The sequence below is a fragment of the Mycobacterium sp. genome (genome assembly GCF_052143115.1).
GTDB lineage: Bacteria > Actinomycetota > Actinomycetes > Mycobacteriales > Mycobacteriaceae > Mycobacterium.
Map to the genome: position 1 here is coordinate 1 of NZ_JBKQTQ010000276.1, position 15,653 is coordinate 15,653.

The 15,653-nt window shown below is 66.9% G+C and carries 15 protein-coding genes and 1 pseudogene; 11 read left to right on the plus strand and 5 right to left on the minus strand.

The genetic code is table 11. From position 1 onward, the window contains the following. Positions 1-1,228, minus strand: a 1,228-nt coding sequence (locus tag ACLQI9_RS26935; RefSeq protein WP_442392418.1) for an alpha-(1->6)-mannopyranosyltransferase A, incomplete at its 3' end; no start/stop codon positions are given. 5 nt (positions 1,229-1,233) lie between these two features. Next, positions 1,234-2,283, minus strand: a complete 1,050-nt coding sequence (gene idsA2 / locus ACLQI9_RS26940; protein ID WP_442381966.1) for a bifunctional (2E,6E)-farnesyl/geranyl diphosphate synthase — start codon at positions 2,281-2,283, stop codon at positions 1,234-1,236. Positions 2,284-2,553: 270 nt separating this feature from the next. On the opposite strand from idsA2, the gene ACLQI9_RS26945 reads away from it, so the two are divergent. Continuing rightward, positions 2,554-3,444: a mycobacterial-type methylenetetrahydrofolate reductase gene (locus ACLQI9_RS26945; protein WP_442381870.1), complete on the plus strand. Its 891-nt coding sequence runs from the start codon at positions 2,554-2,556 to the stop codon at positions 3,442-3,444. A 22-nt stretch (positions 3,445-3,466) separates the two neighbouring features. Here ACLQI9_RS26945 and ACLQI9_RS26950 read toward each other — a convergent pair whose 3' ends face one another. Then, on the minus strand, positions 3,467-4,117 hold the full coding sequence (locus ACLQI9_RS26950) for an LppM family (lipo)protein (RefSeq protein WP_442381964.1): 651 nt from the start codon (positions 4,115-4,117) through the stop codon (positions 3,467-3,469). 107 nt (positions 4,118-4,224) lie between these two features. Beyond that, on the minus strand, positions 4,225-4,824 hold the full coding sequence (locus ACLQI9_RS26955) for a GNAT family N-acetyltransferase (RefSeq protein WP_442381962.1): 600 nt from the start codon (positions 4,822-4,824) through the stop codon (positions 4,225-4,227). 216 nt (positions 4,825-5,040) lie between these two features. Here ACLQI9_RS26955 and ACLQI9_RS26960 point away from each other — a divergent pair, with 216 nt between their 5' ends. From ACLQI9_RS26960 to ACLQI9_RS26985, 6 genes are all read left to right on the plus strand, one after another. Beyond that, positions 5,041-5,442, plus strand: a complete 402-nt coding sequence (locus ACLQI9_RS26960) for a DUF3040 domain-containing protein (protein ID WP_442381868.1) — start codon at positions 5,041-5,043, stop codon at positions 5,440-5,442. 327 nt (positions 5,443-5,769) lie between these two features. After that, a complete protein-coding gene (mraZ, locus tag ACLQI9_RS26965; protein WP_442381866.1) occupies positions 5,770-6,201 on the plus strand; it encodes a division/cell wall cluster transcriptional repressor MraZ in 432 nt (143 codons plus the stop codon). Continuing rightward, on the plus strand, positions 6,176-7,405 hold the full coding sequence (gene rsmH, locus ACLQI9_RS26970) for a 16S rRNA (cytosine(1402)-N(4))-methyltransferase RsmH (protein WP_442381864.1): 1,230 nt from the start codon (positions 6,176-6,178) through the stop codon (positions 7,403-7,405). Before mraZ ends, rsmH begins: the two co-directional genes overlap by 26 nt. Beyond that, positions 7,405-8,607, plus strand: coding sequence for an FtsB family cell division protein (locus ACLQI9_RS26975; protein WP_442381862.1), 1,203 nt, complete (start codon positions 7,405-7,407; stop codon positions 8,605-8,607). Before rsmH ends, ACLQI9_RS26975 begins: the two co-directional genes overlap by 1 nt. A 140-nt stretch (positions 8,608-8,747) precedes the next feature. After that, positions 8,748-10,625, plus strand: a complete 1,878-nt coding sequence (locus ACLQI9_RS26980; RefSeq protein WP_442381860.1) for a peptidoglycan D,D-transpeptidase FtsI family protein — start codon at positions 8,748-8,750, stop codon at positions 10,623-10,625. A 75-nt stretch (positions 10,626-10,700) separates the two neighbouring features. Continuing rightward, entirely contained in the window at positions 10,701-11,036 is a 336-nt protein-coding gene (locus tag ACLQI9_RS26985; protein WP_442381858.1) for a hypothetical protein, read from the plus strand. A gap of 9 nt (positions 11,037-11,045) precedes the next feature. Here ACLQI9_RS26985 and ACLQI9_RS26990 read toward each other — a convergent pair whose 3' ends face one another. Next, positions 11,046-11,189 carry a hypothetical protein gene (locus ACLQI9_RS26990; protein WP_442392419.1) on the minus strand — a complete coding sequence of 48 codons (144 nt, stop codon included), beginning with the start codon at positions 11,187-11,189 and terminating at the stop codon, positions 11,046-11,048. Positions 11,190-11,305: 116 nt separating this feature from the next. On the opposite strand from ACLQI9_RS26990, the gene ACLQI9_RS26995 reads away from it, so the two are divergent. The 4 genes and pseudogenes from ACLQI9_RS26995 to ACLQI9_RS27010 all read left to right on the plus strand — a co-directional run. Further along, on the plus strand, positions 11,306-12,862 hold the full coding sequence (locus ACLQI9_RS26995) for a UDP-N-acetylmuramoyl-L-alanyl-D-glutamate--2,6-diaminopimelate ligase (RefSeq protein ID WP_442381856.1): 1,557 nt from the start codon (positions 11,306-11,308) through the stop codon (positions 12,860-12,862). After that, positions 12,859-14,421, plus strand: a complete 1,563-nt coding sequence (locus ACLQI9_RS27000) for a UDP-N-acetylmuramoyl-tripeptide--D-alanyl-D-alanine ligase (protein ID WP_442381854.1) — start codon at positions 12,859-12,861, stop codon at positions 14,419-14,421. Before ACLQI9_RS26995 ends, ACLQI9_RS27000 begins: the two co-directional genes overlap by 4 nt. Next, positions 14,418-15,500, plus strand: a complete 1,083-nt coding sequence (gene mraY, locus ACLQI9_RS27005) for a phospho-N-acetylmuramoyl-pentapeptide-transferase (protein ID WP_442381852.1) — start codon at positions 14,418-14,420, stop codon at positions 15,498-15,500. Before ACLQI9_RS27000 ends, mraY begins: the two co-directional genes overlap by 4 nt. A 20-nt stretch (positions 15,501-15,520) precedes the next feature. Further along, positions 15,521-15,594 (plus strand): annotated as a pseudogene (locus ACLQI9_RS27010) (hypothetical protein); the annotation flags it as partial. Positions 15,595-15,653: the final 59 nt, after the last annotated feature.

Below are 15,653 nucleotides of genomic sequence, written 5' to 3' on the forward strand. Positions count from 1 at the left end.
GATCGTTCTGCCGGTATCGCCACCACAGCAGCGGTAGCGACACGGCGATGACCACGATCCCGATGAGCCGGGTGACCTGCAGCACGGCATAGAAATTCACCGGGAAGAACAGTCCGCCGACGGCATGGATCAGGTTCGCCGCCGCCGTCGGGATCGTCAGCCAGTTGATGATCTTTACCGAGCCGGCCAACGCGGTCAGCCAGCCCAGCCCCACTCCGGCCGCCCCGGATAGCACCGCGAACACGGCGATGAAGATCAGCACAGACGCCCCGCCGGCCGCGGCAAAGGCCGGTAGTGGCCGGTATCCGCGCCGCTCGCGTAGGTGGCGCATCCACACCCAGACCAGAAACGGCAGCGCGATTCCGGCCGTGGCTTTGACCGCGACCGCGACGGCGACCAGCGTGATGCCCGCGACATGATGGCGCTCAAAGGTCAACGCGATGCCGGCGGTCATCAGGCCCACCATCAGCATCTCGTTGTGCACGCCGCCCATCAAATGAATGATGACCAGCGGGTTGAGCACACAAATCCACAGGGCGATGGGCACGTCGGCGCTCAGATGGCGGGCCAGCCGGGGTGTCGCCCAGATCAGCAATGCCAGTCCGGGCAGCATGCACAGCCGCAGCAACATGGTTCCGGCGATCACATGGTTGCCGACCAGCGTCGTGACCAGCCTTGCAATCATGATGAATGCCGGACCGTAGGGTGCGGTGGTGATGGTCCAGATGGGACTCACGTTGTCCAGCAACGGATTCGGGTTCTCAATCGGCCCGACCGCGTACGGGTCCAGGCCGTCGCGCAGCAGCGCACCCTGGGCCAGATATGAGTAGGTGTCGCGGCTGAAGACCGGCACCGACAGCAGTAGCGGCGCCAGCCAGAAGCCGGTAGTGGTCACCATGGTGTATTCGCTTGCGTCGCCGGCGAGAACGCGTCGGCCCAGCCACAGCCACGCGATCAGCATCAACGCGACGCCCACCCACAGCAGTACCGACGACAGCACCAGCCCGTGGCCATAGCGCATCCACGACAGGTGCAGCGACTCCAGCACGGGGTCATGCTGTTTCGTGCTGCCCGCGCCGAGTCCTCCGATGGTGATCAGTGCCGCGCCCAGGCAGCCCAGTAGTGCCGGTCGGCCGTCGGCTGCGGTGATGAATTCCCGCAGACGTGAAAAGTGTTGTGTCCGCGCAATAGTCGAGCCAGCGATCGGTACGGAAATCGGGGTGGACATGCGCGTCAGGCGGACCGGTTTGCGGCCAGTCTGGCAAGCTCGGACAACCCGGTCTTTGCCGCCGCGTGGATAGGTGCATCGGCCAGCGTAGCCAGCGCCCGCCGGGTCAGCGTCTCGATCTGGTCCTCGACCGCGGCCAGCGCGCCCATCCGCTCAATCTCCTCGCACAATTCGCCCACCTGGGTGTCGGTCAAGTCGGTGCCGATCGAGCCGCGTAACAGCTTGGCGGCGGCCGCATCTGACTTGTCGGCCAATTCCATCGCCGTTGCCAGCAGCACCGTGCGCTTGCCGGACCGAAGGTCGTCTCCGGAGGGCTTGCCGGTGACCGCTGAATCCCCGAACACTCCCAACACGTCGTCCCGTAGCTGGAATGCGACGCCCAGGTCGGTGCCGACCTGGTGGAAAAGGGATTGCACGTCGGGTCTGGCGGCGGCGGCGGCCACCCCCAATTGCAGCGGACGCGACACCGTGTAGGAGGCGGTCTTGTAGGTGTTGACGGTCATCGCCGAGGCGATCGACTCGGCGGCGCTGGCCTCGGCCACGATATCGAGGTATTGGCCGCCGAATAGCTCGGTGCGGATGTCGACCCAGACTCGCCGCACCCGGTCGCGCGCATCGTGCGGCAGATCGATGCCCGCGACGATGTCGTCGGCCCACGCCAGCGCCAGATCGCCGAGCAGGATGGCCGCCGAGATGCCGAATTGGTCGGATGACCCCCGCCACTGCCGGTCGCGGTGCAACGCAGCGAACTGCACGTGCGTGGTCGGTCGGCCGCGGCGAGTCGCCGAGCCGTCGATCACGTCGTCATGCACCAGCGCCGAGGCATGCAGCAGCTCCAGCGCGGAGAACAACAGCAGCACTTGGGCGTCGGCGTCTTTGCTCGACACCGAGCGCCAGCCCCAGTAGGCGAAGGCCGGGCGCAGCCGCTTCCCGCCGCTGAGGACGAACTCTTCCAGGCCGGCCGTCAGGCGGTCGTAGTCGCCTCCGATGTAGGCGGCCGCACCGCGGCGGTCCTGCAGGTATCTCCGCAACCGGTCGGTGATGGCATCGGCCAACTCGACGGTTGCTGCTGCTTCTACGCTCAGCTCAACACCCCTTCCTGGTCGCATCGTCGTCGGGCGCGATCGTGGCCCGACAAGTCTATTCGGCGCCGCGCTGTCCGGCGGATTTTGCCTGACTCGGGCCCCACGCGGCCCGGGGAGGGGCCGGAGGAAGCTTCGACAGCCTCACTATTTCGCACCTATGCTGTCGGGTGATCCGCGCCCGCCCGCCGGCCAGTGTTTCTGCTGCGGCGGAGACGTAGTCGTTTGAAAAGGAAGAGCCCGTTGACCTTGAACACCATCGCGCTCGAGCTGGTACCGACAAATGTCGAACGTGGTACGGAGCAGGCAATCGAAGACGCCCGCAAGGTGGTGCGGCTGTCCGCCGAGTTCGGCCTCGACGGGCGGATCGGGCACCTGATGATGCCGGGGTTGATCGAGGAGGAGGATGACCGGCCCATCGAGATGAAGCCGAAGCTGGATGTGCTGGATTTCTGGTCGATCATCAAACCGGAGTTGCCCGGTGTGCATGGATTGTGCAGCCAGGTCACCGCTTTCATGGATGAGCAGTCTTTGCGCGAGCGGCTCGGTGATCTGGTCGGCGCCGGGATCGATGGGATCGTGTTAGTCGGCGTACCCCGCACCATGGTCGACGGCGAGGGCTCCGGAGTCGCGCCGACCGACGCCCTGTCGATCTATCGCGAGCTGGTGGACAACCGCGGCGTGATCCTGATTCCCACCCGGGAGGGCGAACACGGCCGGTTCAATTTCAAGTGCGATCAGGGTGCGACATTCGCTCAGACCCAGCTGCTGTACTCCGATGCGATTGTGGGTTTCCTTGCCGAGTTCGCCAGGACCACGGAGCATCGGCCGGAGATCCTGTTGTCGTTCGGCTTCGTACCGAAAGTCGAGAACCGGGTTGGATTCATCAACTGGCTCATCCAGGATCCGGGCAACGCCGCCGTGGCTGATGAGCAGGCGTTCGTCACGACATTGGCCACCACCGAACCTGCCCAGAAGCGCAAGCTGATGGTCGATCTGTACAAGCGGGTCATCGACGGTGTCGTCGACCTGGGATTTCCCCTGAGCCTCCATCTCGAGGCCACCTATGGCAATTCTGCGCCGGCCTTCGAGACGTTCGCCGAGCTGCTCGGCTACTGGTCGCCGTCGAGCTGACCGCCGCTGGTCGATCCTCAGGTCAGTCGGACTGCTGGTCGCTCGGCTCGGCGAACCGGGGCGAGCGGTCGCGGCTGTACCAGGCCAGCAGCGCCACCACGCCCGCGACCACGAGCGACGAAAGGCCCAGCCAGAGCGCGGCGCCGCGGAACGAGCGAGTGCTCGGATCGGTGTAGCGGGCCTGAGCGGTCATCATGCTCACGATGCCCGGTTTGAGTTTCCACTGCACCGTCTCCGGGTCCACGCGGTCACCGTTGGTTGACGTCACTGTGCCCGGGAAAGCGACGGTCAGCTCGACGTCCGCCTCGGGATCGGTCAGCGACGTCAGGTCCGCTCGCCCCTCGAGAATCACCAGGTCGCCGGCCCTGCGCAGGGACAGGTTCACGCCTTGAGCGTCGGAGTTCATATGAGCCAGCTCCGGCAGCTCGGCGAAGGTCAAGTCGGAGAACACCGCCTGTGAACCCACATAGCCGTCGGTGTCGTACTTGGAAATCGCCACCTTTTGGCTGAACGGCAGATTGGGATCCAGTTGCGGTCCAGCGTCTCTGTCGTTGCGTGATTTGGCCGCCGCGATAATCTCCCCGGACACCAGGTCGTCCGGGGAGATGGTGATCGACGCCTTGATCCGGACGCATCCGGCGAGCACCGGTATCACCAGGAGCAGCATCGTCATCGCCGCCAGGCGGCGACGACGACCCGCGGTGAACACGTGGGCGAAGAGCGAGATACTGCTGGCACGCACCAGGTCATCGTGCCAGACCGCGTCGGCGCGTTGTGCGGCTACAGCGGGAGCTTGCGGCCCAGGATCGCGAACGCCCGTGGGTCACCGGTGAAGTGGTAGCCGCGAATGATGTCGATAAATCCGAGCCGGCGGTACAACCGCCAGGCCCGATTGGCTTCGCCGTTGATTTCCGGGGTCGATAACAGCACGTTGGCTTCGCTGCGCTCGGCAAGCAACCGCCGCGCCAATGCTTCTCCGAGGCCTCGGCCCTGTGCGCGGGGATGAATGTGCAACTCGGTCAGCTCGAAGTAGCTGGCCATGAGTCTCGCGATCTCAGGGCCGGGGAAGCCGCAACGTTGTAACCCGACCATGACTTGCTGCTGCCACCACTGATCGGGTGCGCCGCAGTAGCCGTAGGCCACCCCGAGCAGCGGTGCGTCGCTCAGCTCGGCAGACGATGGCGTCGCGCCGGCCGGGGTGTCGACTTCCACGGCGGCCACGGCCTGCCAGCCGCGTCGCCGGGTGTGCTCGAGCCACATGGCGGCGCGCTGGTCCTCCGTGCCGCGCGGGTAACGCATTGCGTCGACATAAACGTCCAGGGCGTCTCCTAGACGCCGTTGCATGTCTTGCGGCGGCAGGTTGATGAGGAATGTCGCCAACTCGCGGGTCTCCTCGTCGATCGTCCAGTGCCGTGCTCCCATCCCATTATCGGATGCGGCGGCGGTTCGCGGATCACCACACGGCGGCGGTTACAATCAGCAAGCGAAGCAGTGGTATGACGCTGATTGACCTCGTATCATTCTCATTAGTTGTCCACGCAGCGGGCAGCCACGTGCTATCGGTATTAGGTACAGCTTTTCGGCAAGGAGGGACGAATGCCACTCTCCGATCATGAGCAGCGGATGCTCGACCAGATCGAGAGCGCGCTCTATGCCGAAGACCCTAAATTCGCCTCCAGCGTTCGTGGCGGGGGGTTGCGCGCGCCGACCGCACGGCGACGGCTGCAGGGTGTGGCGCTGTTCGTCCTCGGACTCGGGATGCTGGTCTCTGGGGTGGCATTTCGCGCCACGTGGATTGGAACTCTTCCGATTCTCAGCATTGTCGGGTTCGTCGTGATGTTCGGCGGCGTGGTGTTTGCCATCACCGGCCCGCGACTGTCCCGTCGGGGGGAGCGCCCCGGGCCGTCGGCCAGCGCGCGTCAGCGGCGAGGCAAGGGCGCCGGCGGCTCTTTCACCAGCCGCATGGAAGATCGGTTCCGCCGCCGCTTCGAGGAATAGCGTCAACGGTGACGGAAAGGGCAGCCATCGGCTGCCCTTTTTGTTGTGCGCCGGGCAAGCCCATTTCGCGCCGCACCGCCTAGCTGCGCTGCTGCGGCTCGACACGGCCCCTCAGCGTTGACCCACTGCGCCCCACTTCGCCGATAACTCCAGCTCAAAGCGGGTTGAACTGGAGGTTGTGGGCAGCACATCGGCATGACCGAGCCGCCGCAGTGGCCGAGAACCTGCTGAAACGACACCAATTGGTGATCTTTGTGTCGTTAAATGGAGTGCAGTGGGGGATTGTGGGGTATGGTGGCGGAAGTCGAAGGGCGTGGAGGTGGCGAGATGTTTCTCGGCACGTACACGCCCAAGCTCGACGACAAGGGGCGGCTAACGCTGCCCGCCAAGTTCCGCGACGCGCTGGCAGGAGGGTTGATGGTCACCAAGAGCCAAGACCACAGCCTGGCTGTCTATCCCCGCGCGGAATTCGAGCAACTAGCCCGCCGGGCCAGCAAGGCGTCCAGAAGCAACCCGGAGGCGAGAGCATTCCTGCGCAATCTGGCGGCCGCCACCGACGAACAGCATCCCGACGCGCAAGGCCGAATCACGTTGTCGGCCGACCACCGTCGCTACGCCAACCTCTCGAAGGACTGCGTGGTCATCGGATCGGTTGACTACCTCGAGATCTGGGATGCGCAGGCCTGGCAGGAATATCAACAGACCCACGAAGAGAACTTCTCCGCAGCCAGCGATGAAGCACTCGTCGACATTATCTGAGGCGCGTGCCCGTGCACCGTGGCCTCTGCCCGAACCGACCCTGACGTACTTCCCCAACGCCAGGTTCGTGCTGTCGGGCAGGGACCTCGATGCAGGGGCCCGTCGGATCTGGGCCCAGGTCACGGGGCGATCGCAAGCGCGGCGAAGCCGGGCGCAGCGGGTCGACCGCAGTGTCCAACGTCGGGAAGGTGTTCTCGTGCCTGACGCCACTGGTGGTTTCGGTCATGTGCCCGTGCTGCTCGACCGCTGCGTCGCACTGCTCACCCCCGCGCTGACGCGCCACCATCCAGACGGCTCAGGGGCGGTGCTCATCGACGCGACCATCGGTGCAGGCGGGCACGCCGAGCGGTTCCTGACCGAGCTGCCCGGACTCCGCCTGATCGGTGTCGACCGAGACCCGACCGCGCTGGACATCGCCCGCACCCGGCTGGCGCGTTTCGCTGACCGAGTCACGCTGATCCAGACCCGCTATGACGGGATCGGCGCTGTGTTGGCCGAATTAGGCTATGCCGCAACAGAATCGATGGATGGGATGCTGTTCGATCTCGGCGTCTCGTCCATGCAGCTCGACCGTAGCGAGCGCGGTTTCTCCTACGCCCACGACGCGCCGTTGGACATGCGGATGGACCCCACATCAGCGCTGACCGCCGCCGAAATCGTCAACAGCTACGACGAGGCCGCGTTGACCGACATCCTGCGCCGCTACGGTGAGGAGCGCTTCGCCCGTCGTATCGCCGCACACATCATCCGCCGGCGTGCCCGCACCCCGTTCAGCTCGACCGGCGAGCTGGTAGAGGTTGTCTACCAAGCGGTTCCGGCACCTGCCCGGCGTACTGGCGGACACCCGGCCAAGCGCACATTCCAGGCGCTGCGCATCGCGGTCAACGGTGAGCTGGACGCGTTGCGCGCCGCGCTGCCCGCCGCGCTGGACGCGCTGGCAACGGAGGGACGCATCGTGGTGCTGGCGTATCAGTCGCTGGAGGACCGCATTGTCAAACGCGTGTTCAGCGAGGCCGCCACCTCCAGCACACCGCCGGATCTGCCGCTCGAGCTCCCCGGGCACGGACCGCAATTCGTCTCGTTGACGCGCGGCGCAGAACGTGCCGACGACGCCGAGGTCCGGCATAACCCACGGAGTGCCGCGGTGCGCCTGCGTGCTTTGCAACGCGTGCAATCGGGGCCGGCAGCGAGGAGGGGAGGCTGATGAAAGCCAAGCGTGAAACGCCACCGCCTCGCGGGGGCGATCGTCGACGCAAGCAGGGCAGCGCTTCCCGGAGCACCGGGCGTCGACTGGCTGACCCGGCGCTTGTGCGTCGCACCCGTCCGCGCGGCGGGAAAGCCTCGGCTCCGGCCCGTGAGCCACGAATGCCGCGATCCGGGCCGCAGACCACCCCGATCTCCCGGCCGGTCGAGCGGCCGGCCCGACCGAAAAACGCCAGCCAGGCCAAGGCACGGGCAAAGGCACGGAAGGCCAAGGCGCCCAAAGTCGTTCGTCCTCCATTGCGAGAACGCTTACTCAACCGGCTAGCGTCGATTGACCTACGGCCGCGCACATTGGCGGCCAAAGTGCCGTTCGTGGTGTTGGTGATCGGTTCTCTCGGTGCCGGGCTGGGCCTCACGCTCTGGCTGTCCACCGACTCAGCCGAGCGTTCCTATCAGCTCAGTACTGCCCGCCAGCAGAACCGGCTATTGCAGGAGCAGAAGGAAGCGCTCGAGCGGGACGTGCTGGAGGCACAGTCCGCACCTGCGTTGGCCGAGGCTGCCCGCGGCCTGGGGATGATCCCCACGAGGGACACCGCGCATTTGATCCAGGACCCGACGGGTAACTGGATGGTAGTCGGTACCCCCAAGCCCGCCCAGGGGGTTCCGCCGCCGCCGCTTAACACCAAGCTGCCTGACGAAAAGCCGGCGCCGCCGGCGAATTCGGTCGAGGTGCCGATGCGGGTTTTGCCGGGCAACGGTGGGCTGGCCGTCCCACTGGCGCCCGGACCCCAGGTGATGGTCCGCACCCCTGACGGTGCCACCACGCTGGGCCCCGAGCACTTCCCGACACCTCCCGGAACGCCCCAACTACCGGCTGCAGGACCGGGACCCGAGCCACAGGGTGTGCCGGCCGCGCCGCCCGCGCCGGGGTCGCCGCCCGCGCTACCCCCGGCCGCCGGCGTGCCCACGCCCGCGGATCCCGCGCCGGCTGTCGCGCCCGCGGCCCCGGCGGCTCCTGTTATGCCCCCGCCGGTAACCGGGCCCGCGCCCATGGCCGGACCTGTGATTCCTCCCGCCGCTGCGCCGCCCCCGGTCGACGCACCGCCCGCGGGCGTACCGCACCTCACTGCGCCGCCCGCCGCGCCGCTTATCGGCGAGCAGTTCGGCCCCTTGACCGTTACAACGCCCGGCGCTCCACGGTGAGCCGCGGAGACCGGTCGGGCAGCCGATCGTCGCGGCCGGTGCAACGTCGAGGCCTGATCCGGAAGCCAACGCGCGGAAAGGCTCTCGACGGCGCCAAGTCAGGGAAAAAGCCCACGAAATCCACGGCGCCCAAAAAAGATGTGCGGGGAAAGGCGAGCCCACCGGTCCGCTCAGCGCGCGATCGTCGCACCCGCCAGGCGGTGGAGCTCGGGACACGCGGCGCGTCCTTCGTCTTCCGGCGCAAAGCAGGCAACGCGGTCATCTTCCTGGCGCTGTTGATAGCGGCCGTCCAGCTGTTCTATCTGCAGGTGCCCAGCGCATCGGGGCTGCGCGCGGAGGCGGCCAGTCAACTCAAGGTCACCGATGTCCAAAAAGCATTGCGCGGCAGCGTCATCGACCGCAACAACGACCAGCTCGCGTTCACCATGGAGGCCCGCGCATTGACCTTTCAGCCGCGCAGGATCCACAAGCTGCTGACGGAAGCCAAACAGAAGAACGCGAAAGCCCCCGACCCGCAACAGCGATTGACGGATATCGCCAACGAGGTGGCGCTGCGACTGAACAACAAGCCGGACAAGGCCACCCTGCTCAAGAAGCTGCGCAGTGACGAGACGTTCGTCTATCTGGCCCGTGCCGTCGACCCGGCGATCGCCACCGCCGTTACCGCCAAATACCCCGAGGTCGGCACCGAACGCCAAGACCTGCGCCAGTATCCCGGCGGATCGCTGGCGGCCAACATCGTCGGCGGAATCGACTGGGACGGTCACGGTCTGCTCGGGTTGGAGGATTCCATGGACGCCGAGTTGGCCGGCACTGACGGCTCCATCACCTATGACCGCGGCTCCGACGGCGTGGTAATCCCCGGCAGCTACCGCAATCAGCACAAGGCGGTCAACGGCTCGACCGTCCAGCTCACCCTCGACGACGACATTCAGTTTTATGTCCAGCAGCAGGTCCAGCAGGCCAAGAACCTGTCTGGGGCACGCAACGTCTCCGCGGTGGTGCTGGATGCCAAGACCGGCGAGGTGCTGGCCATGACGAACGACAACACCTTCGACCCGTCGCAGGACATCGGGCGTCAGGGCGACAAGCAGATGGGCAACCCCGCGGTCACCTCCCCATTCGAGCCGGGATCGGTGAACAAGGTCATCACCGCCTCCTCGGTCATCGAATACGGGCTCAGCAATCCCGACGAGGTGCTGCAGGTGCCTGGGTCGATCAACATGGGCGGGATCACGGTGCACGACGCCTGGAATCACGGCGTGACGCCCTACACCACCACCGGCGTGTTCGGGAAATCGTCCAACGTCGGTGCGCTGATGCTGGCCCAGCGCGTCGGTCCGGACCGCTACTTCGACATGCTCCGCAAGTTCGGGCTGGGTCAGCGCACCAACGTCGGGCTGCCGGGCGAGAGCGCCGGGCTGGTGCCCCCGCTCGACCAGTGGTCGGGCAGCACCTTCTCCAACCTGCCTATCGGCCAAGGCCTTTCGATGACCCTGCTGCAGATGGCCGGCATGTATCAGGCGATCGCCAACGACGGGCTGCGGATGCCGCCGCGGATCGTCAAGGCCACCATCGCGCCAGACGGCACCCGCACCGAAGAGCCACGCCCAGAAGGGGTTCGGGTGGTATCGCCGGAGACTGCGCGAACTGTGCGCAATATGCTGCGCGCGGTCGTGCAGCATGATCCGAGGGGCATTCAGCAGGGCACCGGGCCGGCAGCCGCCGTCGACGGTTACCAGATTTCCGGCAAAACCGGTACGGCGCAGCAGATCAACCCTGCCTGCGGCTGCTACTTCGACAACGTCTACTGGATCACCTTCGCCGGTATGGCCACCGCCGACGATCCGCGCTATGTCATCGGGATTATGATGGACAACCCGCAGCACGCCGCCGACGGCTCACCCGGATCGTCGGCAGCTCCGTTGTTCCACAACATCGCGGGCTGGCTGCTGCAACGCGAAAACGTCCCGCTGTCACCCGATCCCGGCCCGCCGCTCACATTGCAAGCCATGTAGGCGTGGGCTGACTTGCGGCCGATTACCAGCTGCTGCTATGGGAGAATGGTCAGGGTTGGGCAGAAGGTGGTGGCGATGGCGTCCGGAGAGATGTTTCGGGTCGACTTGGAGGCGTTAGCGTCGTCGGCGGCGCAGGTGTCTGGGCAGGGTGAGGACCTGGCGGCGGCGCACTTGTCGTCGGACAACCGGATAGCGGTGGCCCAGCCGGGCTGGGTGGGCAGCTCAGCGGCGGCACTGGACACCAAGACCGCGAGGTGGTTGGAGATCTCCCGCAGACTGTTGACCAGGGTTGGCGGTCATGCGCTGGATCTCAACGACGACGGGATCGATTTTGCGGCGATGGAGCGCGACAACGTTGAGAAGTCTCGCGCAGTCGGCGGCGAGGGGCCGCCTGGTACGACCCAAGTGTGACCCGTGACGTTAACGGTGGCCGATATTGATCGGTGGAGCGGCGACGCGGTACGTGCGGTGTTTGACACCTGGGCGGCGGACGGCATCGAGCATGTGCATGGCCGAGTTGGAAAACGGGCTGCGGTCCAAACCCTCGTTTGAAGCAGCCCGCACCGAGTACTCCAACTGGCCCGGCAAAGCTGGGAACCGTATCGACGGAATTCTCCGGATAGGTAGGGTCATGGCCGATTAAGACGGTGCAACGGCCTCAATAATCGGCGGCAGGGAAGGTGGTATCGGTGCCCACTGCGCTGCGCCCCAGCGTCGGCTCAGGTGTGCCGTTGTCGACGTTGGCGGCGCAGGTAGGCGCCGTACGGGCCGAGGGCTCACACCAGCCCGGGGTGGCATCCGATCTGCGCATCACGGGTGTCACATTGCGAGCTCAGGACGTGCGGTCGGGTGACCTGTTCGCCGCGCTTTCCGGCGCGTCGACCCACGGCGCCCGATATCTCGGCGACGCGATCGAGCGGGGCGCCGTCGCGGTGCTCACCGACGCCGCCGGCGTCGCCGAAATCGGAGACCAAGCCCAGGGGTTCGCATCGCTACCGGTGCTGGTTCATCCCGAACCCCGCAGCGTGCTGGGCGAGCTCGCAGCGACCGTGTACGGCCGTCCCTCAGAGCGGCTCGCCGTCGTCGGCGTCACGGGGACCTCGGGTAAGACGACTACGACGTATCTGATCGAGGCGGGTCTGCGGGCGGCCGGGCGGACAGTGGGACTGATTGGCACGATTGGATTGCGCATCAACGGCGTCGACGTGCCCAGTGCCCTGACCACGCCCGAAGCGCCCGCACTGCAGGCCCAGCTGGCGGTGATGGCCGAGCGCGGTGTCGACACTGTGGTGATGGAGGTGTCCAGTCACGCACTGACGCTCGGGCGCGTCGACGGCGTCCACTTCGCGGTGGGGGGTTTCACCAATCTGTCCCGCGATCACCTCGACTTCCACCCGACCATGGAGGACTACTTCGAGGCCAAAGCGCGTCTATTCAACCCCTCTTCGCCGCTGCGTGCCCGTCGCGCGGTGGTGTGCATCGACGACGATGCCGGTCGCGTGATGGCCAGCCGCGCCGACGGCGCGATCACCGTCAGCGCGGGGGGCCGGCCCGCGGACTGGCGCGCCGAAGACGTGACGGCCCACGCGGGCGAGCAGGAGTTCACCGCGGTCGACCCCGTCGGCGTGCACCACCGGATTGGTGTCCCGCTGCCGGGCGAATACAACGTCGCCAATTGCCTTGTAGCACTGGCGATTCTCGACGCCGTCGGGGTTTCCCCGGAGCAGGCGTCAACCGGGCTGCGGCATACCCGCGTCCCGGGGCGGCTCGAACAGATCGACCGCGGCCAGGGCTTCCTCGCGCTGGTCGACTACGCGCATAAGCCAGGCGCGTTGGGTGCGGTGCTGCAATCACTGCGGCGCCCGGACAGCCGCCTGGCCGTGGTGTTCGGCGCCGGTGGCGATCGCGACCCGGGTAAACGTGCGCCGATGGGCCGGATTGCCGCCGAGCTGGCCGACCTGGTGATCGTGACCGACGACAACCCTCGCGGTGAGGATCCGGAGGCAATTCGCCGCGAGATCCTGGCCGGTGCCGCCGAAGCCGGCGCAGCAGCACAAGTGATCGAGATCGGCGACCGGCGCGCGGCGATCGACCACGCCGTCGCCTGGGCGGGCCCCGGCGACGTGGTGCTGATCACCGGCAAAGGCCACGAAACCGGCCAGACCCGTGCCGGGCAGACCTACCCGTTCGACGACCGGGTCGAGCTCGCAGCCGCCCTCGAGGCACGGCGCCCATGATCAACCTCACCGTTGCGCAGATCGCCGACATTGTCGGTGGCGAACTGGCCGACATCTCAGCGCGGGCCGCCGCGCGTCTGCACGTCACCGGGACCGTCGAATTCGACTCCCGCAAGGTCACGCCCGGCGGGTTGTTCTTAGCGCTGCCGGGGGCCCGTTCCGACGGCCACGACCACGCCGGGTCGGCGGTGGCCGCCGGAGCGGTCGCGGTATTGGCCGCCCGACCGGTCGGGGTGCCCGCGATCATAGTTAGCCCCGCCGCCCCGCCCGCAACACAGCGCGGCCAGGGCGGACTGGCCGGTGTTCTCGAGCACGACAACGACGGGTCGGGCGCGGCGGTGCTCGCTGCGCTGGCCAAACTGGCCGCGGCGGTGGCCGCCGAGCTGGTAGCCGGCGGGCTGACGATCGTCGGCATTACCGGCTCGTCGGGCAAGACGTCGACGAAAGACCTGCTGGCCGCGGTGCTCGAGCCGCTCGGCGAGGTGGTGGCGCCGCCCGGGTCGTTCAACAACGAGCTGGGCCATCCGTGGACCGTCCTGCGCGCCACCGGCAGCACCGACTACTTGATTCTGGAGCTCTCGGCGCGTCATCCCGGCAACATCGCCGAGCTGGCCGCGATCGCGCCGCCGGCCATCGGTGTGGTGCTCAATGTCGGTACCGCGCATCTGGGCGAGTTCGGCTCACGCGAGGCCATCGCGCAGACCAAATCTGAACTCCCGCAAGCTGTTCCGCGATCCGGGGTGGTCGTCCTCAATGTCGACGACCCGGCGGTGGCAGCGATGGCCGACGTGACGGCGGCCCGGGTGGTACGGGTGAGCCGGCACAGCCGGACCGATGCCGGCCCCGCTGACGTGTGGGCCGGGCCGGTCACACTCGACGAGCTGGCCAGGCCGCAGTTCACCTTGTACTCGGCCGACGGCCCCGTCGACATCCGGCTGGCCGTCCACGGCGACCATCAGGTGAGTAACGCGCTGTGCGCGGCCGCGGTGGCGCTGGAATGCGGCGCCACTACCGAACAGGTAGCAAAGGCGCTGGCTGGCGCCGGCCCGGTGTCGCAACACCGGATGCGGGTGAGCACCCGCGCGGACGGCGTCACCGTCATTGACGACGCCTACAACGCCAACCCCGATTCAATGCGGGCCGGGTTGCAGGCACTTGCCTGGATTGCCCGCGGCAGCAGCGGGGCCGGCAACCGCCGCAGCTGGGCAGTGTTGGGCGAGATGGCCGAACTCGGCGACGACGCGATATCCGAACATGACCGCATCGGCAGGCTGGCGGTGCGATTAGATGTGTCTCGACTTGTTGTCGTCGGAATGGGGAGGTCTATGAGCGCCATGCACCACGGCGCGGTCATGGAAGGCTCGTGGGGCTCAGAAGGTGAAAGGGAGGCCGACATCGTCGCCGACGCCGACGCCGCCCTGGCTCTGCTGCGGGCCGAACTGCAGCCCGGGGACGTGGTGCTGGTCAAGGCTTCCAACGCCGCGGGTCTGGGGGCGCTCGCGGACTCGCTGGTCGACGACACCGGCATATCTGGCCAGGGCCGGGGCAGTCTCCGATGATCGATATCCTCATCGCCGTCGCCATTGCGCTGACGGTGTCCATCGTGTTGACCCCGATGCTGATCCGGCTGTTCACCCGGCAGGGCTTCGGTCACGAGATTCGCGAAGACGGCCCGCCGAGCCACAAGACAAAGCGCGGAACGCCGTCGATGGGCGGGGTGGCGATCCTGGCCGGCATCTGGGCGGGCTACCTGGGCACCCATCTCGCCGGTCTGGCCTTCAACGGCGAAGGGCCGTCGGCATCTGGCCTGCTGGTGCTGTTTTTGGCCACCACGCTGGGCGCGGTCGGATTCGTCGACGACCTGATCAAGATCCGGCGCTCACGCAACCTGGGACTGAACAAGACGGCCAAGACCGTTGGCCAGATCACCGCCGCGGTGCTCGTCGGTGTGCTGGTTTTGCAATTCCGCAATGACGCCGGGCTGACACCGGGAACCTCCGACCTGTCGTATGTACGCGAAATCGCCACCGTCACACTGGCTCCCGCGCTCTTCGTGTTGTTCTGCGTGGTTGTCGTCAGCGCCTGGTCCAACGCGGTCAACTTCACCGACGGCCTGGACGGGCTGGCAGCCGGCAGCATGGCCATGGTTACCGCCGCCTACGTGCTGATCACCTTCTGGCAGTACCGCAACGCCTGTGCAACCATGCCGGGGCCGGGTTGCTACAACGTGCGCGATCCGCTGGACCTGGCGATCATCGCGGCTGCGACGGCGGGCGCCTGCATCGGCTTTCTGTGGTGGAACGCGGCGCCGGCCAAGATCTTCATGGGGGACACCGGATCGCTGGCCCTCGGGGGCATCATCGCCGGGATATCGGTGACCAGCCGCACCGAGATCCTCGCGGTGGTCCTTGGCTCGCTGTTCGTCGCCGAGATCACCTCGGTGGTGGTGCAGATCCTGGCCTTCCGCACCACCGGTCGCCGGGTGTTTCGGATGGCGCCATTCCACCACCATTTCGAGCTGGTCGGGTGGGCTGAAACCACGGTGATCATCCGGTTCTGGCTGCTCACCGCGATCAGCTGCGGCCTGGGGGTGGCGCTGTTCTACAGCGAGTGGCTAGCGGCCACCGGCGGCCGTTGACATGAGCCGCGCCGGCGACGATGCAGAGCGCAGCGATGAGGAGGAGCGGCGCAAATGAGCCGCGCCGGCGACGATGCAGAGCGCAGCGATGAGGAGGAGCGGCGCAAATGAGCCGCGCCGGCGACGATGCAGAGCGCAGCGATGAGGAGGAGC

What these genes read in the sequence shown, in the direction of transcription:
- ACLQI9_RS26950 (WP_442381964.1), bottom strand. Translation starts at nt 4,117, where the DNA reads ATGACGATGCTGCTCCTGGTGATACCGGTGCTCGCCGGATGCGTCCGG.
- ACLQI9_RS26960 (WP_442381868.1), top strand. Translation starts at nt 5,041, where the DNA reads ATGCCACTCTCCGATCATGAGCAGCGGATGCTCGACCAGATCGAGAGC.
- mraZ (WP_442381866.1), top strand. Translation starts at nt 5,770, where the DNA reads ATGTTTCTCGGCACGTACACGCCCAAGCTCGACGACAAGGGGCGGCTA.
- rsmH (WP_442381864.1), top strand. Translation starts at nt 6,176, where the DNA reads ATGAAGCACTCGTCGACATTATCTGAGGCGCGTGCCCGTGCACCGTGG.
- ACLQI9_RS26975 (WP_442381862.1), top strand. Translation starts at nt 7,405, where the DNA reads ATGAAAGCCAAGCGTGAAACGCCACCGCCTCGCGGGGGCGATCGTCGA.
- ACLQI9_RS26985 (WP_442381858.1), top strand. Translation starts at nt 10,701, where the DNA reads ATGGCGTCCGGAGAGATGTTTCGGGTCGACTTGGAGGCGTTAGCGTCG.
- ACLQI9_RS27000 (WP_442381854.1), top strand. Translation starts at nt 12,859, where the DNA reads ATGATCAACCTCACCGTTGCGCAGATCGCCGACATTGTCGGTGGCGAA.
- mraY (WP_442381852.1), top strand. Translation starts at nt 14,418, where the DNA reads ATGATCGATATCCTCATCGCCGTCGCCATTGCGCTGACGGTGTCCATC.